Source organism: Actinoplanes campanulatus (assembly GCF_014647795.1).
Taxonomy (GTDB): Bacteria; Actinomycetota; Actinomycetes; order Mycobacteriales; family Micromonosporaceae; genus Actinoplanes; species Actinoplanes campanulatus.
Genome location: NZ_BMPW01000024.1, coordinates 55,424 through 75,959, shown reverse-complemented (window position 1 = coordinate 75,959; position 20,536 = coordinate 55,424). Strand labels below are relative to the sequence as shown.

21 protein-coding genes are annotated in these 20,536 nt (G+C 71.0%); 7 read left to right on the top strand and 14 right to left on the bottom strand.

What is annotated here, in order from left to right; all coding sequences use genetic code 11:
• Positions 1-298: 298 nt before the first annotated feature.
• Entirely contained in the window at positions 299-1,168 is an 870-nt protein-coding gene (locus IEZ13_RS37140) for a S1C family serine protease (protein WP_183218496.1), read from the bottom strand.
• 133 nt (positions 1,169-1,301) lie between these two features.
• On the opposite strand from IEZ13_RS37140, the gene IEZ13_RS37135 reads away from it, so the two are divergent.
• The 5 genes from IEZ13_RS37135 (at position 1,302) to IEZ13_RS37115 (ending at position 4,131) form a co-directional block, all read left to right on the top strand.
• Positions 1,302-1,673 carry a hypothetical protein gene (locus IEZ13_RS37135; RefSeq protein WP_183218497.1) on the top strand — a complete coding sequence of 124 codons (372 nt, stop codon included), beginning with the start codon at positions 1,302-1,304 and terminating at the stop codon, positions 1,671-1,673.
• A 146-nt stretch (positions 1,674-1,819) separates the two neighbouring features.
• On the top strand, positions 1,820-2,269 hold the full coding sequence (locus tag IEZ13_RS37130) for a DUF732 domain-containing protein (protein WP_183218498.1): 450 nt from the start codon (positions 1,820-1,822) through the stop codon (positions 2,267-2,269).
• A gap of 167 nt (positions 2,270-2,436) precedes the next feature.
• The gene (locus IEZ13_RS37125) at positions 2,437-2,718 is read left to right on the top strand and encodes a peptidoglycan-binding protein (protein WP_183218499.1); all 282 of its coding nucleotides are present in this window, start codon (positions 2,437-2,439) and stop codon (positions 2,716-2,718) included.
• A gap of 62 nt (positions 2,719-2,780) precedes the next feature.
• Positions 2,781-3,488 (top strand): TIGR03089 family protein, encoded by a 708-nt coding sequence (locus IEZ13_RS37120; protein ID WP_183218500.1) that lies wholly within the window; start codon positions 2,781-2,783, stop codon positions 3,486-3,488.
• A 40-nt stretch (positions 3,489-3,528) separates the two neighbouring features.
• Positions 3,529-4,131, top strand: coding sequence for a class I SAM-dependent methyltransferase (locus tag IEZ13_RS37115; RefSeq protein WP_183218501.1), 603 nt, complete (start codon positions 3,529-3,531; stop codon positions 4,129-4,131).
• Positions 4,132-4,345: 214 nt separating this feature from the next.
• Here IEZ13_RS37115 and IEZ13_RS37110 read toward each other — a convergent pair whose 3' ends face one another.
• From IEZ13_RS37110 to paaN, 7 genes are read right to left on the bottom strand one after another with little or no spacing between them, the layout of a single operon-like run.
• The gene (locus IEZ13_RS37110) at positions 4,346-4,864 is read right to left on the bottom strand and encodes a GNAT family N-acetyltransferase (RefSeq protein WP_183218502.1); all 519 of its coding nucleotides are present in this window, start codon (positions 4,862-4,864) and stop codon (positions 4,346-4,348) included.
• Positions 4,865-4,906: 42 nt separating this feature from the next.
• Positions 4,907-5,953 (bottom strand): 1,2-phenylacetyl-CoA epoxidase subunit PaaE, encoded by a 1,047-nt coding sequence (gene paaE, locus IEZ13_RS37105; protein WP_183218503.1) that lies wholly within the window; start codon positions 5,951-5,953, stop codon positions 4,907-4,909.
• 1 nt (position 5,954) lies between these two features.
• Positions 5,955-6,449: a 1,2-phenylacetyl-CoA epoxidase subunit PaaD gene (paaD, locus tag IEZ13_RS37100; protein WP_268240186.1), complete on the bottom strand. Its 495-nt coding sequence runs from the start codon at positions 6,447-6,449 to the stop codon at positions 5,955-5,957.
• The gene (gene paaC / locus IEZ13_RS37095; RefSeq protein ID WP_183218504.1) at positions 6,446-7,429 is read right to left on the bottom strand and encodes a 1,2-phenylacetyl-CoA epoxidase subunit PaaC; all 984 of its coding nucleotides are present in this window, start codon (positions 7,427-7,429) and stop codon (positions 6,446-6,448) included. Before paaC ends, paaD begins: the two co-directional genes overlap by 4 nt.
• A 10-nt stretch (positions 7,430-7,439) precedes the next feature.
• Positions 7,440-7,727, bottom strand: coding sequence for a 1,2-phenylacetyl-CoA epoxidase subunit PaaB (gene paaB / locus IEZ13_RS37090; RefSeq protein ID WP_183218505.1), 288 nt, complete (start codon positions 7,725-7,727; stop codon positions 7,440-7,442).
• On the bottom strand, positions 7,724-8,833 hold the full coding sequence (paaA, locus tag IEZ13_RS37085) for a 1,2-phenylacetyl-CoA epoxidase subunit PaaA (protein ID WP_372441848.1): 1,110 nt from the start codon (positions 8,831-8,833) through the stop codon (positions 7,724-7,726). Before paaA ends, paaB begins: the two co-directional genes overlap by 4 nt.
• A complete protein-coding gene (gene paaN / locus IEZ13_RS37080; protein WP_183218507.1) occupies positions 8,782-10,437 on the bottom strand; it encodes a phenylacetic acid degradation protein PaaN in 1,656 nt (551 codons plus the stop codon). The genes paaA and paaN overlap by 52 nt, the downstream gene beginning before the upstream one ends.
• Before the next feature lie 52 nt (positions 10,438-10,489).
• On the opposite strand from paaN, the gene IEZ13_RS37075 reads away from it, so the two are divergent.
• Both IEZ13_RS37075 and IEZ13_RS37070 read left to right on the top strand, forming a co-directional pair.
• Positions 10,490-11,083 (top strand): TetR/AcrR family transcriptional regulator, encoded by a 594-nt coding sequence (locus IEZ13_RS37075; RefSeq protein ID WP_183218508.1) that lies wholly within the window; start codon positions 10,490-10,492, stop codon positions 11,081-11,083.
• A gap of 171 nt (positions 11,084-11,254) precedes the next feature.
• Positions 11,255-13,267: a LysM peptidoglycan-binding domain-containing protein gene (locus tag IEZ13_RS37070; protein ID WP_183218509.1), complete on the top strand. Its 2,013-nt coding sequence runs from the start codon at positions 11,255-11,257 to the stop codon at positions 13,265-13,267.
• Between the two features lie 152 nt (positions 13,268-13,419).
• Here the strand turns inward: IEZ13_RS37070 and IEZ13_RS37065 are convergent, their stop codons facing one another.
• From IEZ13_RS37065 to iolB, 6 genes are read right to left on the bottom strand one after another with little or no spacing between them, the layout of a single operon-like run.
• Positions 13,420-14,187: an ATP-binding cassette domain-containing protein gene (locus tag IEZ13_RS37065; RefSeq protein ID WP_183218510.1), complete on the bottom strand. Its 768-nt coding sequence runs from the start codon at positions 14,185-14,187 to the stop codon at positions 13,420-13,422.
• On the bottom strand, positions 14,184-15,173 hold the full coding sequence (locus tag IEZ13_RS37060; protein ID WP_183218511.1) for an ABC transporter permease: 990 nt from the start codon (positions 15,171-15,173) through the stop codon (positions 14,184-14,186). Before IEZ13_RS37060 ends, IEZ13_RS37065 begins: the two co-directional genes overlap by 4 nt.
• A complete protein-coding gene (locus IEZ13_RS37055) occupies positions 15,170-16,111 on the bottom strand; it encodes a sugar ABC transporter substrate-binding protein (RefSeq protein WP_183218512.1) in 942 nt (313 codons plus the stop codon). Before IEZ13_RS37055 ends, IEZ13_RS37060 begins: the two co-directional genes overlap by 4 nt.
• Positions 16,112-16,153: 42 nt before the next feature.
• Entirely contained in the window at positions 16,154-17,647 is a 1,494-nt protein-coding gene (locus IEZ13_RS37050; RefSeq protein WP_183218513.1) for a CoA-acylating methylmalonate-semialdehyde dehydrogenase, read from the bottom strand.
• A gap of 2 nt (positions 17,648-17,649) precedes the next feature.
• Complete coding sequence (iolD, locus tag IEZ13_RS37045) at positions 17,650-19,533, bottom strand: 3D-(3,5/4)-trihydroxycyclohexane-1,2-dione acylhydrolase (decyclizing) (protein ID WP_183218514.1); 1,884 nt, start codon at positions 19,531-19,533, stop codon at positions 17,650-17,652.
• Positions 19,530-20,426 carry a 5-deoxy-glucuronate isomerase gene (gene iolB / locus IEZ13_RS37040; protein ID WP_183218515.1) on the bottom strand — a complete coding sequence of 299 codons (897 nt, stop codon included), beginning with the start codon at positions 20,424-20,426 and terminating at the stop codon, positions 19,530-19,532. Before iolB ends, iolD begins: the two co-directional genes overlap by 4 nt.
• Positions 20,427-20,536 lie beyond the last annotated feature (110 nt).

The window sequence follows — 20,536 nt, the reverse complement described above, 5'->3', positions numbered from 1 at the left end:
GACCCCGCTGGTCGATTGCCTCGTTGCCATCCGCCGCCCGCGCTTCCGGCCCGGTGGGCGCTCACGTCGTGCCGTCCGTGTGCCCGGCCTGCCGCCATGACGCGCGGGCGGGCGACCACGGAAGCCGTCACGTGTGCGCTGGCCGGCGCAAACGAGCCGGAGGGACGGACGGAGGACCAATCGACCAGCAGGGTCAGCGCTCACAACCAGCCGGGCAAGATCGACCACGGCGTATGGCTCACCTGGGGACGGGCATGAACCGGAGCGCGGCATCGATGGGCGGGCGGTTCGGCAGGGGTCAGCGGGCCTGGGACTGGAGCTGGGCGACCACGGCGGTGACGGTGTCGGCCGGGATGGCGAAGCCGAGACCCACGCTGCCGGTGCTGTCGCCGGCGGTGGCGATCGCGACGTTGATGCCGACCACCCGGCCGGAGGTGTCGACCAGCGCGCCGCCGGAGTTGCCCTGGTTGATCGCGGCGTCGGTCTGCAGCAGGCCGGTGAGCTTCTCGCCGCCGGTGTCGACGCTGCGGTCGAGGGCGGAGACGATGCCCGAGGTGACGGTTCCTTCCAGGCCGAGCGGGGCGCCGAAGGCCAGCACCGTGTCGCCGACCGCCACGCTGCCGTCGGTGGCGAAGGTGACCGGGGTGAGACCGGACAGGCCGGTCGCCTGGACCAGGGCCAGGTCGTGGGTGGCGTCGGTGGCGATCACCCGTGCCGGAGCGGTCTGTCCGGTGGACAGGCGCACGCTGACCGTGCCGTCCGCCGCCACCACGTGGTTGTTGGTCAGGACCAGACCGTCCGCGCTGAGTACCACGCCCGAGCCCAGCGACGACGAGCGGCCGTCGACGAGCACGGTCACGACGCTCGGCTGCACCTTCGCCACGATCGGCGCCAGATCCCCGGTCTCGGTGATCGTGGTCGCCGCGGCGGAGGCCGGCGTGGAGTCACCGATCAGGTAGTGCTCGGCGAGGAACGCGCCGCCGCCGCCCCCACCGGCGATCAGGGCCAGGATCGCCGCGCCGCCCGCGATCCGGCGCTTCCAGCGGGGGTCCTTGGGCGCGTTCCACATCACCGGAGGGAGACCCGTCGGCGGAAGGTCGTAGGCGACACGCTCGCCGGCGTCGCGGGTCCGGTCGTCCAGGGCGGGGCGGCTCAGCAGGTCGGTCATGCCTCGAGGTTCCGCTCCGATCTTGTTTCGAGCCGGTGAGCCGTCTGTGACTTCGCTGTACGCCCGGTAGCCCTTCCGGGTAGCCCCGGCGCGGCGGCTCGCATGTGCGCCGCGGATGTCTAGGGTCGGCCGGATGCTGGTCCCCAACCTTCCCCCGAGCGCCCCACCCGCTCCGCCGACGGTGGTCCCGGAGAGCTCGGCCGCCGCGGTCCGGCCGGGCGGATCGACCTCGGAACCGATGGCCACACCGCCCGTCGCCGTCGCCGTACGCGTCTGGCCGGCCTCGGTGGCGCAGCTCAGCGATGCCCCGGCGGACCGGCCGGAATCGCCGGGCGACGGCGTTGCGGTTTCGCACAGTTCCGAGGTTTCTTTCAAGGAATTCACAGGCGGCCGGATCGGGCGCCCGCACCCGACGGTGGAGCGACGGCCTTTCGGGCCGACCATCAGCGAGCCCGCGGCGGCGCTGCGCGGTCCCCGGCCGGCCGGTCTCCAGGAGGCCCGATGAGCAACCTCGCGAACAAGCGAACCAGCCCGTCACGACGCCGGGGAACAGCGGAACACCGCGCACCGAGCGACCTCACGAACAAGCCGACCAGCCTGTCGGGGCGACGGGGCGGAGCGGGGCGGGGCACGCTGGGCAGGGCCGGGCTCGTGGTGCTGGCGGTCGTGCCGTTGCTTTCGGGCTGTGTGGGCGCGTCACCCGTACCGGAATGGAAAGATCCGCAACCGATCGGCGCGGCACCCAGCATGACCGGCCCGGTGGCCGCGGTAAGCAGCGCGGGGACCGGAGCCGGCCCGACCGGTGCGGTGGCCGCGCCGGGCAGCCCGGGCGTCGTGACCGGTCTTGCGCCGCAGACGGACGGCGGGATCCAGGCGGCGACCGGCGGCGAGTTTCTGGACGCGGTGCGCGGCGAGCTGCCCACGGTGGCGATGGACCGGCGCGCCGAGGAGATCACCGAATTGGGCGGGCAGGCGTGCTCCTCCCTGGCGGCCGGCAACGATCGCGCCGAGGTGGCCGCCGAGCTGAGCGAATTCGGTCTGGAGACAGCGGACGCCCGCCGTCTCGTGACGCTGGCCCGAAAGAAGCTCTGCCGGCCTTAGGATCGCCGGATCCGGGCCCCGCTTCCGATCAGCGCACGACGCGTTACCTCTCACGGGTGGATCGGCCGAAAGTCGTAGCCGCGCACAGCTTCTGGAGACGGCAGGCAGATGTTCGGCACAGGTCCCGCCGAGATGCTGGGTTCATCACGACGCATCGGGAGGTCACGATGTCAGCACGAGGAATGCTCAGCGTGGTCGGCAGCGCGGTCGGCGGTCTGATCGGCTGGAACGAGCCGGTCCCGCCGGCCGATCCGGAGGTGCTGCGGGCCCTCTTCGCCGACCTGGGCGTCCGGATCGCACCGGACGACGCCCAGTTGGCCGAGGCGGTCCGCTACTTCCAGATGCGGACCGGCCTTCCGGCCGACGGCGAGGCGGGCCCGCGGACGGTTCATCTGCTCAGCCGGTACGCCGCGGAGGCGCGCGAACTGTCCAGGATCCGCGCCGCCTGACCCGGCTGTAGGCCGCTATCGGGTGATGCCGGTGCGGTTCCGGCGTGGCTAGGGTGGGCGCGATGAGCGACCAGTTGATCACCTACTACGACGACGCGACCGGCGAGCGTACCGGGTTGACCGCCGCCGAACTGGGCGTCTGGGTCGCGGCGACGGCCGCGCTGCTCAGCGGGGAGTGCGGGCTGCGCCGCGGGAGCCGGGCCGGGGTGCTGCTGCCGCCGCACTGGCAGACCGCGGCCGTGCTGCTCGGGGCGTGGGCGGCGGGGATCGAGGTGTCGTTCCGCGGGTGGGGAGCGGCCGGGCTGGATCCGGACACCGGCCCGGCTCTGGACGTGACGTTCGTGGAGCGGCGCCGGGTCGGCAGTTGGCTGGAGGATGTGCCGCCCGCGCCGTACCAGTTCGTGCTGGGCCTGGCGCCCGGCGGCGCGCCGAGCCCGGATGTCCCGCTCGGCTATCGCGACTTTCCGCCCGCGGCGCGGGCCCATCTGGGCACGCCGCCACCGTCGGACGGGGTCGCGGTGGGTGAGGCGGCGACGGTCGACGGCACGACCTTCGGGGAGTACGGGGCAGCCGCGGCCGCCGTTGCCGGAGCACGCGGGATCGCGGCCGGGGATCGGGTCCTTGTCGACACGGCGGCCTGCGAGGAGCCGCTGATCTGGCTGATGGCGCCGTTGACCGCCGGGGCGTCGATCGTGCTGTGCAGCAACATGGACCGGTCCCGATGGGATGACCGGATCACGTCCGAAGGGATCACCCGTTTCCTCTGCTGATCGGCTTCCACATTGGAGGCGGCTGCCGTACGGTCCGCGCATGGAGGTTTTCGATCAACTCGCTGAGAAGTACCAGGGCGAGCACAGCCATAATCCCGTCCAGAACGCGCTCGTCCAACGGCTCGGCGGTCTGCTGCCGGCCGGTGCCACGGTGCTCGATCTGGGCTGCGGCACGGGTGTGCCCACCGCCAAACTGCTGACCGAATCCGATCACAAGGTGGTCGGTGTGGACATCTCCGAGGGCATGCTGCGGCTGGCCCGTGAGCAGGTGCCGGCCGCCGACTTCGTGCACGCCGACTTCGCCGAACTGCCCGCCGACTTCGGCCGGTTCGAGGCGGCGACCGCGTTCTTCTCGCTGCTCATGCTCTCCAAGGAACGGATCGAGAAGACCCTCGACCGCATCGCGGGCTGGCTGAAACCGGGCGGTTACCTGGCCATCGGCATGGTCGACTTCGACGGTGACAGTCTTCCGTTCGAGTTCCTGGGCGTGCCGGTCACCGTCTCCGGCTACCTGCAGGACGACCTGGCCGCGGTCGTCGAGGCGCACGGTTTCACCGTGGTCAGCATCGAGACGGTCGAGTTCGTGCCGCCCGGCGGCCCGGCGGAGAGTCAGATCTTCGTGCTCGCCCAGTTGCCGGCCTGATTCCGGTTCCAAGGTCGCGGGACGCCGCTGTCAGCGTCCCGCGCATCGGAGACGAGATCACGGCGCTGGTGGTCGCCGAGCCGTCCGACGAAATCGCGGCCCGGGAGGCTGTGCTGGCCGCGTCGGTCACCGGCCGGGCGCTGACGCCGCAATGCTCCAGCCTTCTCCTCCCCAGGAGCGCGCGGGCACGGCGAGCCGCAGCGCCGCGCCGCGCTCAGTGGGTGAGGTCGCGGCGCATGCAGACTCGGGGCCAGCGGTCCAGGCCGATGGCCGTCTCGTGGTCGCGGACCGCGCGGAGACCGTCGGTGAGTGTGCCGCCGTCCAGGTCGACGAAGCCGCAACGGCGGTAGTAGGGCGCGTTCCACGGAACATCCACGAACGTGGTCAGTGTCAGCGCCGGCATGCCGGCATCCCGCGCGTAGTCGGCGGCGTGTTCGATCAGCCGCCGCCCGATGCCCTGCCGGGCGTGGGCGGGATCCACCGACACCTGCTCGATGTGCAGGTTGCCGTCGACCAGGTCGGCGATCAGGTAGGCGACCGGCACGTCACCGCCACCGGCGAGGGTGGCCACCCAGGCGCGGCCGGCCTCGACATACTCCGTCAGCAGGTCGAGCGACGGCGGTTCGTCGTCGGCGATCTCCGTCATGCCGATGGCGCGGAACGGTTCCCCGGCCGCCCGCTCGATGTCCTGCAACCGGGTGAGATCGCCGGTCCGGGCCGCCCTGATTCGCATCCGGTGATTCTGCCCGGCCCGGTGCACCTGCCGAAATCGATTTCACTGATCGAAGTCGATCACCACCTTCGGTGACTCGGCGAGGCTCTGGCAGGTCAGCACGAACCCGGCCGCGACCTCCGCCTCCTCCAGCGCGAAGTTGCGCCGCATCGTCACCTCTCCGTCGGTGACCCGGGCTCGGCAGGTGCCGCACACCCCGCCCTTGCAGGCGAACGGCAGGTCCGGCCGGGCGGCCTGCGCCCCTTCGAGCAGCGTGACGCCCTCGGGCACGGCGACCGTCGTGGACCGTCCGTCCAGAATCACGGTGACCTCGCGGCTCGGCCCCCGGGCGGTGTCCTCGGAGCGGACCGGCGCGGGTGGCGCCTCATCGACCCAGAACAGTTCCCGGTGGATCCGGGAGGCGGGCACCCCGGACTCGCCGAGCACCTCGATCGCGTCGGTGACCATGCCGAACGGCCCGCACAGCCACCAGTGCCCGACCGCCGGCACGTCGATCAGCTCGGGCAGCAGCGCCCGGAGCCGGTCGGCGTCGAGGCGGCCGCTGAACAGCTCGGTCTCCCGTGGCTCCCGGGAGAGGACGTGCACGAGCTCCAGGCGGTCGGGGTGGAGGTCCTTCAGATCGGCGAGCTCCTCGGCGAACATCACCGTGTCCGCACGCCGGTTGCCGTAGAGCAGGGTGACCTCGGTGTCCGGCCGCCGCAGCAGCGACGCCGCGATCGACAGCAGCGGTGTGATGCCGGATCCGGCGCCGATCAGCACGTGCCGCCCGCCGGCCTCCAGGTCCGGGGTGAAGGTGCCGGACGGTGGCGCGACCTCGACCAGGTCACCGGGCCGCAACTGGTGGACGATCCACGCCGAGACGCGGCCGCCGGGCACCTCCCGCACCCCGATGCGCGGTGCGGCGCCCGCGGGTGCACAGATCGAGTACGTCCGCCGCTCACCCCCATGATGAACGGTGAGGGACTGCCCCGGCCGGAACCGGAACCGCTCCCCCAGCCCGCCGGGCACGTCGAAGGTGACCGCGACCGCGTCGTCGCAGAGCCGGTCGACGGCCGCGACCCGCAACGGGTGGAATCCGAGGGCGCCCATCTCAGATCTCCCGCATGTGCTCGAAGGGTTCCCGGCAGGCCGGGCATCGCCGCAGCTCACGGCAGGCGGTGGCGCCGAACGCGGCGAGCGTCTCGGTGTCGGTGTGCCCGCAACGTGGGCAGGCGACCGCGGTCGGCCGCGGGCTCAGGCTGATCGGAATCGGTCCGATCGCTCGGACGGGCGCCGCTCCCGGTGGGGCGATGCCCGCCTCGGCGAGCTTGCGCCGGCCGGATTCGCTGATCCAGTCAGTGGTCCATGGAGGAGCGATCACGGTACGCACCTCCGCCCGCCCGAATCCGGCCCGCCGCAGAGCGGTCCGGATGTCCGCCCGGATGCTCTCCATGGCCGGGCAACCCGAATAGGTGGGCGTGATCGTCACCAGCACGCCGCCCTCGTCCTGCCGCACCTCACGGATCACTCCGAGCTCAGCGAGCGTGAGCATCGGAAGTTCCGGATCGGTGACGGCGCCGACCACCTCGGCCGCGGTGCCGGTCACCACACACCTCCGGGCACCGATCGCGCCACCCCTTGCATCTCGTCCAGAATCTCGGCGAGCGCAGGCGTGTGCTCCCCGGCCCGTCCCCACGGCCGTGCACTCCCCTGCTCGGCGCCCGCCGGCACACCGCTCACCTCAGCGGCAACCGCATCCCCGCCGGGAGGGGATGACTCAGCGGCAACGAAATTCCCACGGGAAGTGCCGCCCGAAAGGGAGGTTGCCGGTGGGAGGAGGGTCGCCGCCTGGAGGACGTGCGTCCAGACCTGGGTGAACTCGGCTTCGAGAGCGGCCGGGTCCACGGCGACCCCCACCGAAGCGAGCCCGATTTCGGTGGGGTGTGAGTGGAACAGTTCGGCCAGCTGCGGGGTCAGGGTGTCGACCGCGGCGAGCATCCGCTCGTGGGAGAGCGGGGTGCCGTCGCCCAGCCGGACCACCCACTGGGCCGCGTAGTCGCGATGGTAGGTGACCTCCTTGACCCCCTTGGCGGCGATCGCCGCGAGCATCGGGTCGCGGGAGGCGGTCAGCCGGTCGAGCAGCGCGAGCCGCCACGTGGACAGGGCGAACAGCCGGGCCACCAGGTGGGCGAAGTCGGCGTCGGCGCGTTCGGCGAGGCAGAGGTTGCGGAAGCCGGAGGGGTCGCGCCGCATCGCCAGGTCGTCCTCGTCGCGGCCCCAGCCCTCGGACACACCGGCCCGGGTGAGCAGCAGCCGGGCCTGGCCGAGCAGGTCGAGGCCGATGTTGGCGAGCGCCAGTTCGTCCTCCAGTTCGGGGGCGCGGGTCACCCACTGCTGGAGGCGGTGCGACAGGATGAGCGCGTCGTCGCCGAGCATCAGGCAGTACGTGGCGAGCTCGGCCCGGTCCACCCCGTCCGGCAGGTCGCCGGGCACCCCGGCGAGCGGGTCGGTGAAACCGGTCCCGTACGCCCATCGGGCATCGTCGTCGTGGTCGGTGAGCGCGTGGTAAGCGTCGTCGAAGGCCATGTCCGGGCTCTCAGATGTGCGGAACGTTGTCGGGGATGGCGTAGTGGGTGGGATGCCTGTACACCTTGTCGGAACTCGGCGTGAAGAACGCCTCCTTGTCGGCCGGGTCGCTGGCGGCGACCGCGTCCGACCGCACGACCCAGATGCTGACGCCCTCGTTGCGCCGGGTGTAGAGATCGCGGGCGTGGTGCAACGCCATCTCGTGATCGGCCGCCCGCAGCGACCCCACGTGCACGTGGTTGAGCCCGCGCTTGGCCCGCACGAACACCTCGAACAGCGGCCACTCGTGCCTGGTCATCGCTCCCCCTCCAAGATCGAAGCCGCGGAAGAAGCCGCCGGCGAGGAAACGCCCGTGGAAGAAACGGCAGGCGAGGAGGCAGCCGCGTGTGCGGCCGCCGCCTCACGCACCCACGCCCCGTCCTCGTCGGCCTCGCGCCGCCGCCGCAACCGTTGCGCGTTCATCGGCCCGTCACCGGAGATGACGCGCCGCAACTCGTCCCAGTCCGGCTGGCCGAAGTCGTGGTGGCCGCGCTCGGCGTTCCACCGCAGGCCGGGGTCGGGCAGCGTGACCCCGAGCGCCTCAGCCTGTGGCACGGTCATGTCGACGAATCGTTGCCGCAGCTCGTCGTTGGTGTGCCGCTTTATCTTCCAGGCCATCGACTGGGCCGTGTTGGGTGAGTCGGCGTCCGGCGGGCCGAACATCATCAGCGACGGCCACCACCAGCGGTCGACGGAGTCCTGCACCATCTCCCGCTGGGCGGGTGTGCCCCGCATCATCGTCATGAGCAGCTCGTATCCCTGCCGCTGATGGAACGACTCCTCCTTGCAGATGCGGATCATGGCGCGGGCGTAGGGCCCGTAGGAGCTGCGGCAGAGCGGCACCTGGTTGCAGATGGCCGCCCCGTCGACGAGCCAGCCGATCACCCCGACGTCGGCGAACGACCGGGTCGGATAGTTGAAGATCGACGAGTATTTCTGGCGGCCCTCGATGAGCCGCCGGGTCAGGTCGCCACGGTCGGCGCCCAGGGTCTCCGCCGCCGAGTAGAGGTAGAGCCCGTGGCCCGCCTCGTCCTGCACCTTGGCCAGCAGGATCGCCTTGCGCCGCAGCGTGGGCGCCCGCGTGATCCACTCCCCTTCCGGCTGCATGCCGATGATCTCGGAATGCGCGTGCTGGGCGATCTGCCGCACCATCGTGCGCCGGTAGCCCTCCGGCATGTCGTCGGCCGGCTCGATCCGCTGATCGCGCGCGATGGCCTCGTCAAAGCGGGCAACACCCGCATCCAAGCCCGCGCCGGCCGAGTCGATGCGGGCGGCGCCCGCATCAGAACGCGCGGCGGCTGAGTCGAAGGAGGTCACACCGGCCGCCGCGACTGGAGGGTGAAGAACCGGCCGGCCACGAACCAGTCGTCGGTCAGGGAGGCGGTGGCCGCCGGGTTCGCCCCGGTGCCGTGCAGGTCGCTGAACGCGGCAGTCTGGTTGACGAACACGCCGCCGGTCAGGTTTTCCGACAGGTGCACCCCGGCGTCGAGCGCGGCCTCCCGGGCCGACTCCAGCACGTCGGGCGAGGTGGAGTGCACGAGCGCGCTGAGGGCGCCGTGGGCCCGGACGGTCTCGGTGAAGATCCGCAGGCTGTGCTCGGTCGAGTCGGTGGTGATCAGGAACGAGACCGGCCCGAACCACTCCCGGGTGTAGGTCTTCTCGTCGGCCGCGTCGAGCCGGGACACCAGTGGCGTCCGGATGGTCGCGCCGGGGAACTGCTCGTCGGCGATCGCGGTGGACGGGTGCACGACGCCCGGGGCGGTGCCCGCCTCGGTGAGGCGCGCGAACACGCCGTCGTTGACGATGGCCCCGAGTGTGCCGGCGGCCCGGCGCGGGTCGCCGAGCAGCTTGTCGAGGGCCGCGCCCAGGTCGGCGGCGAACTGCTCGACGTCGCGGTGGCCGGCGTCGGTGTCGATGCCGTCGCGGGGGATCAGCAGGTTCTGCGGGGTGGTGCACATCTGGCCGCTGTACAGCGAGAGGGAGAACGCCAGGTTGCGCAGCAGGCCCTGGTAGTCGGCGGTGGAGTCGAGGACGACGGTGTTGAGCCCGGCCTTCTCGGTGTAGACGACGGCCTGCCGGGCATTCGCCTCCAGCCAGTCGCCGAACTCGCTGGAGCCGGTGAAGTCGACGATGCGCACGTCGGGGTGGGTGGCCAGGGTCGCGGCGACGCCGTCACCCGGCTCCTCGGCGGCGAGCGTCACGACGTCGGGGTTGAGCCCGGCCTCGGCGAGGACCTCGCGGCAGATCTGGACGGTGATGGCGAGCGGCAGGACCGCGCCCGGGTGTGGCTTGACGATCACCGGGTTGCCGGTGACGAGGCTGGCGAAGAGGCCGGGGAAACCGTTCCACGTCGGGAAGGTGGTGCAGCCGATGACCAGGCCGACGCCGCGACCGGTGACGGTGGCGGTCTTGGCCAGCTCGAGTTGCCCCTTGGTCCAGCGGGACTCGGACGGCAGCCGGGTGGTGGCGGCGAGCGCGCACGCCACGGCCTCCAGCCCGCGGTCGAGGGCGTGGGTGCCGCCGGCCTGGAAGGCCATCACGAACGCCTGGCCGGTGGTGTGCTGCACGGCGTGGGCCAGCTCGAAGACGCGGGCGTGCAGGCGGCTGAGGATCTCGGCGGCGACGCCGGCCCGGCCGGTGGGGCCGGCGGCGCGCCAGCCGGGGGTGGCGGCCCGGGCGGCGGCGATCAGGGCGAGTGGGTCGGCTTTCGGATAGCTGATCCCCAGCTCGATGCCGTAGGGAGAGCGCTCGGTGGACACGCTGCCCACGGCGCCGGGCACGTCGAGGGCGAAGGGCTGGCCGAGCAGGCTGGTGAAGGCCCGGTCGCCGGTGGGCGCGGCCTCCTCGCCGTAGACCGACTTACTGGGCGACTCGGGATAGGCCGACCAGTAGTCACGGGCCGCGGTCGCGGTGACCGCGCGGTCCAGCAGCTCGCGGTGGGTGGTGTAGAGCTCAGCGGGACTCGTCATGCCTCCATTAACCGCCCGATCGGTCGGTAAATCAAGGGGCTAGATTCATCCCGTGGAGAAGAGCCGGCGCCGCGGCCGCCCGGGGCATGATCAGGACGCGGTGCTGGCCGCCGCCGTGCGCCTGTTCAACACCCGCGGTTACGACGCCACCAGCATGTTCGACGTCGCCGAGTCGCTGGGCATCACCAAGTCGACGCTCTACCACCACGTCAGCGGCAAGGAGCAGTTGCTCACGATGGCCGTCGACCGGGCGCTGGACGGGCTGTTCGAGGCGGCCGAGGCGGCTCTGCGGGAGGAGAGCGCGGCCACCGTACGTCTGAAGGATCTTATCCGGCGCAGCGTGCTGGTCCTGGCCGACCGCCTGGAGTTCGTCACCCTGTTGTTGCGGGTCCGGGGTAACACGGCGGCCGAGCAGCACGCCCTGTCGCGCCGCCGGGAGCTCGACCGGATCGTCACCGACCTGGTGAAACAGGCGCAGGCCGAGGGTGGGGTGCGGGCCGATGTGGACCCGGCGACCGCGGCCCGTCTGCTGTTCGGCATGGTGAACTCGCTGATCGAGTGGTACAGACCGGACCGGGGCGCCCCGGAGTCCATTGCCGACACGGTCGCCGATCTGGCCTTCGACGGCCTGCGGCACCGCGCTTGACACTATTTGCCAACAACAGCGTCGCGCTGTGTCACCAACTTGTCTTCGCTGTCGGGTGCCGCTGCCTATCGTGGCCGCTGAGAGACACCGGCCGATAGAGACCGGTCGAGGCTGCGCCGGTCCACGTCATCGCGCGGCCATCTTCGCCACCTCGGAAAAGAGGACCCAACCATGCCGCGTCTCGGACACGGGCAACCCATCACCGACGGGGACATCGACCAGGCCAAGACCGAACTCGCCGAGTTCGCCGCCCGGTCGCCATTGGCGTTCGCGCTGGCGCCGCCGGTCAGCACCCAACCCTTCGACCTGCTCTTCCCGATGCTGCAGGACGACGAGGCGAACCTGCTGCCACAGTCGCCGAGCACGAACGCACAGCTGAAGCGGCTCGGCGCGACGATGCTGGACGACACCGAGGAGGAGAACCCGGACGACAACAGCCCGATCCCGGCCGCCTACACCTACCTCGGCCAGTTCATCGACCACGACATCACCCTGGAGATCGAGGACGAGAAGCGCGGTCTGGGCTCGGCCAAGATGGAGGTTCTCCTCGATGACGGCATGCTGCCGCTCACCCTCGAGGAGATGCACCGGGTGCTGCGCAACCAGCGTTCGGCCACCCTGGACCTGGACAGTCTGTACAGCCCACCGCAGCAGTTCGACCCGGACGACTCCGACAAGCTGCGGGTCGGCAAGGTGCACAACATCCCGTTGCAGGACCCGCCGAACCCGAACCCGCCGCCGACCGCCCGGCCCAAGGGCAAGGGCGACGACAACGACGTGCACCGGGAGGAGCGCAACCTCACGGACAGGAAGCACGACCGGGCGGCCCTGATCGGCGACCCGCGCAACGACGAGAACACCATCATCTCGCAGCTGCACGTGGCGTTCCTCAAGGCGCACAACGTGCTTGTCGACCAGGGCCTGTCCTATGGCGAGGCCCGGCGCACGCTGCGCCAGCACTACCAGTACATCGTGATCGAGGACTTCCTCACGCGGGTCGCCGACAAGGAGATCGTGCGGGGCATCCTCGCCAACGGCAACAAGTGGTACAACCCGTACGCCGCGCCGTTCTACATGCCGCTGGAGTTCGCGGTGGCCGCCTACCGGTTCGGGCACTCGATGATCCGGGGCGTCTACAACTTCAACTCCAACTTCCGCGTCGGCACCCAGCCGCCGGGCAGTCTGGACCTGCTGTTCGTCTTCACGGCGCTGAGCGGGCAGCTCGGTGAGGAGATCCGGCTCGGCCCGGCCGAGACGCTGCCGGAGAACTGGATCATCGAGTGGGAGAACATCATCGGCTCCGGCGACGACGTGATGACGACCCGCAAGATCGACACCAAGCTGGCGGCGTTCGGCCTGAACAATCCGCGTGGCGGCGGCGCCCTGTTCAACCTGAAGGACACCGGCGGCACACCCCTCGTGCCGGCCGACGCCAGCCGGCTCGCGGTCCGTAACCTGCTGCGCGGCTACCGGCTGCGGCTGCCCACCGGACAGGCGGTCGCCCACCTGATCGGTGTGGAGGAGCTGACCAAGGACCAGATCCGGGCCGCCGCGGGCAGCGACGCGCAGCGGGCGGTGCTGGACGACAGCGAGTTCCTGACCCGTACCCCGCTCTGGTACTACGTCCTGGCCGAGGCGAAGGCCCTGCACGAGGGCGCCCACCTGGGCCCGGTCGGCAGCACCATCGTCGCCGAGGTGCTGATCGGCCTCGCGTTGCGCAGCGACGACTCGTACCTGCGGACGGCCGGCTGGCGGCCCACCCTGCCGTCGCGGAAGCCCGGCCACTTCGAACTGGCCGACCTGCTGCGCCTGGCCGGGGTGCTGCCGGGTGGCGAACAGCCGCGCACGTACAAGGTCCGGCCGGGCGACAGCCTCAGCAGGATCGCGCGGGAACAGTTGGGCAACGAGGCCCGCTGGCCGGAGATCTTCGTGCTGAACCGGGCGACGATCCAGAACCCGGACCGGATCTTCCCAGGTCAGGTGCTGTTCCTGCCGCCGGCTCAGCCGACCGGCCCGATCCCGAAGCTCTACACGGTCAGGCCCGGCGACTCGCTGTCGAAGATCGCCCGCGAGAGGCTCGGCAACGAGAACCGGTGGCGCGACATCTGGAACCTCAACCGCGACATCGTGCCCGACCCGGACCGGATCTTCCCGGGCCAGGTGCTGGTCCTGCCCAACAGCTAGGAAGACGGCCACCGGCGCCGGGCAGCATCAGGCACGTGCTGCCCGGTCCGGCCGCCGGCGGCGTGCTCCGCGCCGGATTTGCCGACGACCGCGGGGCACGCCGCCGGCAACGGGCCACTCACCCTTTCAAAAAGGCCGTTTCCGGTACGCCGTCACGCCGGCCGTCGCAGCTGTTCGGCCAGCTCGGCCAGCTCCGCTCCCCCGGCCATCTCGGCGGTCAGCCGCTCGAGGGTGACCGTCCCGCGCCGCGCGTCCAGCACCATGGCGCCCAGCTTCAGCACCACGAAGTGGTCCCCGACCAGGTAGGCGTGATGCGGGTTGTGGGTGATGAAGACGACGCCGATGCCCTGATCCCGGGCCGCCGCCACATACCGCAGCACCACTCCGGACTGCCGGACCCCGAGCGCCGCGGTCGGCTCGTCCAGAATCAGCACCCGCGCACCGAAGTAGACGGCACGCGCGATCGCCACGCACTGCCGCTGCCCGCCGGAGAGGGTGCCGATCGGCTGATCGATGTCGGCCACGGTGATGCCCATCTTGCGCAGTTCCTCGTCGGCGATCCGGCGCATGTCCCGGATCCGCAGCCCGGCGAGCGGGTAGCGGCCGCCGGTCAGCTCGGAGCCGAGGAAGAAGTTGCGCCACACCTCCATCAGCGGGACCACGGCGAGGTCCTGGTAGACGGTGGCGATGCCGAGGTCGAGGGCCTGCCGTGGGGAGGTGAACACGGTCTCCCGCCCGTCGACCTTCAGAACACCGGAGCTGTGCGGATGCAACCCTGACATGATCTTGATGAGGGTGGACTTGCCGGCGCCGTTGTCGCCGAGCACGCAGGTCACCTCGCCGGCGTTGACCCGCAGGTCGATGTCGCGCAGGGCACGGATCGGGCCGTAGGACTTCCCGACCCCGGTCATCTCGATCATGCGCGCGCCTCCCTCGTGGCCAGCCTACGGACGTAGAGGTTGACCAGGACGGCGAGCAGCAGCATCACGCCGAGGAAGGCCCGGAACCAGTTCGGGTCCCAGCCCGCGTAGACGATGCCGAGGCTGGTCATGCCGAAGATGAACGCGCCGATCGCCACCCCGAGCGCGTTGCCGAATCCGCCGGTCAGCAGGGTGCCGCCGACCACCGCCGCGATGATGTAGAGGAACTCGTTGCCGACCCCGCCGCCGGCCTGCAACGTGTTGAACCGGTACAGGTTGTGCATCCCGACGAACCAGCCGAGAAACGACACGGCGAGAAAAAGCCCGATTTTGGTACGGACGACGTGCACCCCGACCGCACGGGCGCTGTCGGCCGCCCCACCGACCGCGTAAATCCAGTTCCCGCCGCGGGTGCGCCGCAGGATCCAGGTCGCGACCGCCACGAACAGGATCCACCACACCACCGTGCCCCAGATCACGACCGACCCGATCTCGAAACTGGACGCGAAGATCACGCCGAGCGAGTCGTACCCGTCGATGCGGCTCACGTCGGTGCTGGACACCGAGCCGGTGACGAGCTTGGTGACGCCCAGGTTCGCGCCCTGCAACACGAAGAAGGTGCCCAGCGTGATCAGGAAGCTGGGGATCCCGGTGCGCATCACCAGGTAGCCGTTGAGGAACCCGACGGCGAGGCAGAACAGCAGCGACAGGATCGCGCCGACCCACAGGTTGATCCCGAAATACCAGCAGAACATCGAGTTGACCAGCCCGGCCGAGGTCACGATGACCCCGGCGGACAGGTCGAACTCGCCGCCGATCATCAGCAGCCCCACGCCCACCGCGACGATCCCGATCGTCGACGACTGGTAGAGCACCGTGACGAACGCGTCCGCCGACCGGAACGCCGGGGCCACGGCCAGGAAGAAGACGAAGATGACCGCGGCCGCCACCAGCGCGCCCACCTCGGGGCGCACCGCCCGCCTCACCGGGTGTTCTTCTGGGTGTACGGCAGGATCGTGTCGATGTTGGACTTGTCCACGAACGACGGGCCGGTCAGCACGGGCCGCCCGCCGCCGATGTCGTTGCCGTTCTTCAGGTAGAGGTAGAGCGACGTGACCGCCAGGTAGCCCTGCACGTAGGGCTGCTGGTCGATGGCGAACTCGATCTTCCCGTCCTTGATCAGCTGGGCGGTCTCCTGGTTCAGGTCGAAGGTGACCAGCTTCGCCGTACCCCCCGCTTTGATGGCGTCGAGCGCGATCGGTGCGCCCAGGGTGACCACGTAGTCGATGGTCTTGTCCTGGGCCAGCTTGGCCTGCAACGTCGACGTGACGGCCGCGTCGTCGGCGCCGTTGACCTGGAGGTTCTCGGTCCCGGGGACGGCGGACTTGACGCCCGCGCAGCGTGCTTCGAGGGCCACCGAGCCGGTCTGGTGGATGACGCAGAGCGGGTGCTTGGCGCCGGCCGCGGCGATCCGCTCGCCCAGGCTGGTGCCGGCGACCGTCTCGTCCGAGCCGAAGTACATCAGCGCGCCGAGCTCCTTGTACTGGTCGATGCCCGCGTTCAGGCCGACCACCGGGATCCCGGCCGCGGTCGCCGCCTTCACCGATCCGGCCAGCGCGTCCGGCGTGACCAGGGTGGTGGCGATGCCCTGCACCTTCGAGTCGACCGCCTGCTGGATCAGCACCGCCTGCCGGCCGGCGTCCGGGTCGTTGGAGTACTTGAGGTCGACCTTCTGGTCGGCGGCCGCCTGCTGGGCGCCGGAGCGCACCTTGTCCCAGAACGTGTCGCCCGGCGTCTCGTGGGTGATGAACGCGATCGTGTAGCCGGTCGCGGCATCCGTTTCGGGCTCCTCCCGGCCGCCGCTACTGCACGCGCCGAGCAGGAGAATCGCCGCGACGCCGGCGGCGAGGACACGTCTGGTCATAAAGATCCTCCGGATGATGTCAGGTGATCAAAGGCACGCCGGTCACCGGGCGGTCGGGAAGTGCAGCGACGCCTCGGAGAACGCGCTGGTCGCGGGCCATCGCTGGGTGACGACCTTGGCGCGGGTGTAGAAGTCGACGCCGTCCGGGCCGTAGATGTGGCTCTGCCCGAACAGGGAGTCCTTCCAGCCGCCGAACGAGTAGTAGGCCATCGGCACCGGGATCGGCACGTTGACGCCGATCATGCCGACGTGGACACCCCGCTGGAACCGGCGGGCGGCCTCGCCACTGTTGGTGAAGACGGCGGTGCCGTTGCCGTACGGATTGCTATTGATCATGGAAATGGCCTGGTCGGCGTCGGCTGACCGGACCACCGAGAGCACCGGGCCGAAGATCTCCTCGGTGTACACGTCCATCGCCGGGGTCACCCGGTCGATCACCGTGGGGCCGACGAAGAAGCCGTCCTCGTACCCCGGAATCTTGAGGCCACGCCCGTCGGCCGCGACCGTCGCGCCCTGCCGCTCCCCCACCGTGATCAGGTTTTCGATCCGCTCCTTGGCGGCGGCCGTGATGACCGGCCCCATCTCGCTGGCCGGATCCCGGCCCGGGCCGACCCTGACCTCGGCGGCCCGGGCGGCGACGAGGTCGACCAGCTGGTCGGCGTCGCCGACCAGCACCGCCGCGGAGATCGCCATGCACCGCTCGCCGGCCGACCCGAAAGCCGACGCCACCAGGTGTTCCGCGGCGAAGTCGAGGTCGGCGTCGGGCAGGATGACGGCGTGGTTCTTGGCGCCGCCCAGCGCCTGCACCCGCTTGCCGGCGGCCGTGGCGCGCTGGTGGATGTAGCGGGCGATCGGGGTGGATCCGACGAACGAAACGGCGGCGATGCCGGGATGGTCGAGGATCGCGTCGACCGCGACCTTGTCGCCGTGCACCACGTTGAAGACGCCGTCGGGAAGGCCGGCACGCTGCCACAGCCGCGCCACGAATCCGGCCGACGACGGGTCGCGCTCGCTCGGTTTGAGGACGAACGTGTTGCCGCAGGCGATGGCGATCGGGTGCATCCACATCGGCACCATGGCCGGGAAGTTGAACGGGGTGATCCCGGCGACCACGCCGAGCGGCTCGCGGAAGCTGAACACGTCGACGCCGGCCGACGCCTGGTCGGAGTAACCGCCCTTGAGCAGCTGCGGGATGCCGCAGGCGAACTCGATCACCTCGAGGCCGCGCTGCACCTCGCCGGCCGCGTCGGAGAGCACCTTGCCGTGCTCGTCCGAGACGATCTCGGCGATCTCCCGGCTGTGCGCGTTGACCAGCTCGCGGAAGGCGAACAGGACTTTGGTGCGCTGGCTGAGCGAGGCCTGCGCCCACTCGGCGAACGCCGCGGTCGCCGCCCGCACGGCGGCGTCCACGTCGGCCGGCTCGCCGAGCAGGACGGTGTGCTGCCGGCCGCCGGTGGCCGGCTGGAAGACCGGTGCGCTGCGGGTGGAGACGCCGCCGGTGCCGGCGCCGTTGATCCAGTGCTCGATGGTGGCCATCTCTACAGACCTCCCGGTCGCAGGTGGTGACGCTGATCGCGTTTGCCGGCGAGATATTCGGTACGGGCGTGCCGGGTGCTGTGCAGGGTGGCCACCTCAGCGACCGGCACCTCCCACCACGACTCGGCCGACGGCGCCGACGGTTCCGGGTCGGTCTCGATGTGCAGCACGGTCAGCCGGTCCGCCTCGCGGGCCTGTTTGAGGCCCTCGACCAGGTCGGCGATGGTGCGGCAGCGGATCACCGAGGCGCCCAGGCTCTCCGCGTTGGCGGCCAGGTCGACCGGCAGGCGGGCGCCGTCGTAGTCGCCGCTGCGCGGGTTGCGGTAGCGGTAGGCGGTGCCGAACCGCTGTGAGCCGACCTGCTCGGAGAGGCCGCCGATGGACGCGAACCCGTGGTTCTGCACCAGGATGATGATCAGTTTGAGGTGCTCGGCGACGGCGGTGGCGATCTCCTGCGCCATCATCAGGTAGGAGCCGTCGCCGACCAGCGTATACACCTCGCGGCCCGGTTCGGCCATCTTGATCCCGAGAGCGCCGGCGATCTCGAAGCCCATGCAGGAGTAGCCGTACTCGACGTGGTACTGCTTCGGGTCGCGGGCCCGCCACAGCCGTTGCAGGTCGCCGGGCAGGCTCCCGGCCGCCTGCACCACGACGTCGCGTGTTCCGCACGCCTCGTTCACCACCCCGATCACCTCAACCTGGGTGGGCAGGTCGCCCTGCGTTCCCCTGCCCCGGTACGCGTGATCGACGGCTGCCTGCCAGGCCGCCACGTCGTCGCGGAAGTCCCCGGTGAAGCGCCGTCCGTGCAGCGCCGGCAGCAGCGCGCTGAGCCCCGCCCGGGCGTCGCCGACCAGCGGCAGCGCGGACAGTTTCCCGGCGTCGAAACCGGTCACGTTGAGGTTCACGAACCGCACGTCGGGATGCTGGAACGCGCTGCGCGACGCGGTGGTGAAGTCGCTGTAGCGGGTGCCGACGCCGATCACCACGTCGGCGTTGCGGGCCAGCTTGTTCGCCACCGGGTTGCCGGTCGCCCCGATCCCGCCGACCGCGTTCGGATGATCCCAGGGCAGCGCGCCCTTGCCGGCCTGGGTGTCGGCCACCGGGATGCCGGTCTCCCGGGCGAACCGGTCCAGCGCGGACGACGCCTCCGCGTAGATCACCCCGCCGCCGGCGACGATCAGCGGCCGGTGTGCGCCCCGGATGGTGGCCGCCGCCCGCTCCACGGCCAGCGGATCGGGGGCCTGCCGGGGCACGTGCCACACCCGCTTCGTGAACAGCTCGTCCGGGTAGTCGTACGCCTCGGTCTGCACGTCCTGGGGAAGGCAGAGGGTGACCGCGCCGGTCTCGGCCGGGTCCGTCAGCACCCGCATCGCGGAGAGCAGCGCCTGCGGCAGTTGCTCGGGCCGCCAGATCCGGTCGAAGAACCGCGACAGCGGCCGGAAGGCGTCGTTGACCGACACGTCCCCGGCGGCCGGCACCTCCAGCTCCTGCAGCACCGGCGCGGCGGCCCGGGAGGCGAAGACGTCCGACGGCAGCAGCAGCACCGGCAGCCGGTTGACGGTGGCCAGGGCCGCGCCGGTCAGCATGTTGGTGGAGCCGGGCCCGATCGAGGCGGTGCACGCCATCGTCGACAGGCGGTTGCGCATCCGGGCGTACCCGACGGCGGTGTGCACCATCGCCTGCTCGTTGCGGGCCAGCCGGTACGGCATGTCCGGCGTGCCGGTGCGCTGCGCCTGCAACAGCGCCTGCCCGATCCCGGCGACGTTGCCGTGGCCGAAGATGCCGAGGAAGCCGGCGACCGTCCGCTGTTCGACGCCGTCCCGCTCGGTCCACTGGTTGGCCAGGAAGCGCACGACGGCCTGCCCGACGGTGAGCCGCTGTTTCACGAGCGCCTCTTCTCTCTGATCGAGGTCAGGGGCAGCCGGGTGTCCACCGGCTCGGCCACCCAGCGCCCGCGCACCCAGCCGTGCGCCGGATCGTCCCGGACCAGCCAGCGGCGCTCGCCGGGGCCGGCCATCACGTTGAGGTAGTAGAGGTCGTAGCCGGGGGCGGCCATCGACGGGCCGTGCCAGCCGTACGGGATCAGCACCACGTCCCCGCTGCGCACCTCGGCGCACACGTCGATGGGGCGGTCGGGGTGGCCGTACACCCGCTGGTAGCCGCAGCCGTGCCCGCCGGCCGGGGACGCCGCCACCTCGAAGTAGTAGATCTCCTCGAGCGATGACTCGCACTCGCTCTGCTCGTCGTGCTTGTGCGGCGGGTACGACGACCAGTTGCCGCCCGGGGTGAGCACCTCGCAGGCGATCAGCCGGTCCGTCTCGAAGGACTCCGGCGTGCACAGGTTGTTGACCTGCCGGCTCGCCTGCCCCGCCCCGCGCAGTTCGACCGGCACGTCCTCGGCGGCGCCGTACCGGAACGGCAGGGTGCGCCCGGCCCGCGCGGCCGGCAGCGCGAACCGCCCGCCGTTGGGCGCCCGCAGCGTCACCACCGTGTCCCTCGGCAGGTAGGCGAAGTCGGTGACGCGGGAGAACACCGACCGTCGCCCGGTCAGGGTGAGCCGCTCGTCGTCGCAGGCCACGTCGCAGCCGCCGACCAGCGGCACGACCAGCATCTCGTCGTCGCCGGTGACGAACCGGGCCCGGCCACCGACCGGCAGGTGCACCACGCGCAGGCCGGAGTACTCCCAGCCGGCGTTCTCCGGGGTGATGTACACGTCGAACGGGCGCTCTGCGGAACTGCCCCGTGGGACCAGCGGGTTCACCCGAGCATTGTCAGCCATGCGCACCCCTCCCGCCGGCGATGCTCCAGCGCGGGTGACCGGTCGGCAACGCTGCGTTGGACCTGGTTCCGATGTAATTACGCTCGTGCGGCCGCGTCAATACTCCGAGG

What these genes read in the sequence shown, in the direction of transcription:
- IEZ13_RS37140 (WP_183218496.1), bottom strand. Translation starts at nt 1,168, where the DNA reads ATGACCGACCTGCTGAGCCGCCCCGCCCTGGACGACCGGACCCGCGAC.
- IEZ13_RS37135 (WP_183218497.1), top strand. Translation starts at nt 1,302, where the DNA reads ATGCTGGTCCCCAACCTTCCCCCGAGCGCCCCACCCGCTCCGCCGACG.
- IEZ13_RS37125 (WP_183218499.1), top strand. Translation starts at nt 2,437, where the DNA reads ATGTCAGCACGAGGAATGCTCAGCGTGGTCGGCAGCGCGGTCGGCGGT.
- IEZ13_RS37120 (WP_183218500.1), top strand. Translation starts at nt 2,781, where the DNA reads ATGAGCGACCAGTTGATCACCTACTACGACGACGCGACCGGCGAGCGT.
- IEZ13_RS37115 (WP_183218501.1), top strand. Translation starts at nt 3,529, where the DNA reads ATGGAGGTTTTCGATCAACTCGCTGAGAAGTACCAGGGCGAGCACAGC.
- IEZ13_RS37110 (WP_183218502.1), bottom strand. Translation starts at nt 4,864, where the DNA reads ATGCGAATCAGGGCGGCCCGGACCGGCGATCTCACCCGGTTGCAGGAC.
- paaE (WP_183218503.1), bottom strand. Translation starts at nt 5,953, where the DNA reads ATGGGCGCCCTCGGATTCCACCCGTTGCGGGTCGCGGCCGTCGACCGG.
- paaC (WP_183218504.1), bottom strand. Translation starts at nt 7,429, where the DNA reads ATGGCCTTCGACGACGCTTACCACGCGCTCACCGACCACGACGACGAT.
- paaB (WP_183218505.1), bottom strand. Translation starts at nt 7,727, where the DNA reads ATGACCAGGCACGAGTGGCCGCTGTTCGAGGTGTTCGTGCGGGCCAAG.
- paaN (WP_183218507.1), bottom strand. Translation starts at nt 10,437, where the DNA reads ATGACGAGTCCCGCTGAGCTCTACACCACCCACCGCGAGCTGCTGGAC.
- IEZ13_RS37070 (WP_183218509.1), top strand. Translation starts at nt 11,255, where the DNA reads ATGCCGCGTCTCGGACACGGGCAACCCATCACCGACGGGGACATCGAC.
- IEZ13_RS37065 (WP_183218510.1), bottom strand. Translation starts at nt 14,187, where the DNA reads ATGATCGAGATGACCGGGGTCGGGAAGTCCTACGGCCCGATCCGTGCC.
- IEZ13_RS37055 (WP_183218512.1), bottom strand. Translation starts at nt 16,111, where the DNA reads ATGACCAGACGTGTCCTCGCCGCCGGCGTCGCGGCGATTCTCCTGCTC.
- IEZ13_RS37050 (WP_183218513.1), bottom strand. Translation starts at nt 17,647, where the DNA reads ATGGCCACCATCGAGCACTGGATCAACGGCGCCGGCACCGGCGGCGTC.
- iolB (WP_183218515.1), bottom strand. Translation starts at nt 20,426, where the DNA reads ATGGCTGACAATGCTCGGGTGAACCCGCTGGTCCCACGGGGCAGTTCC.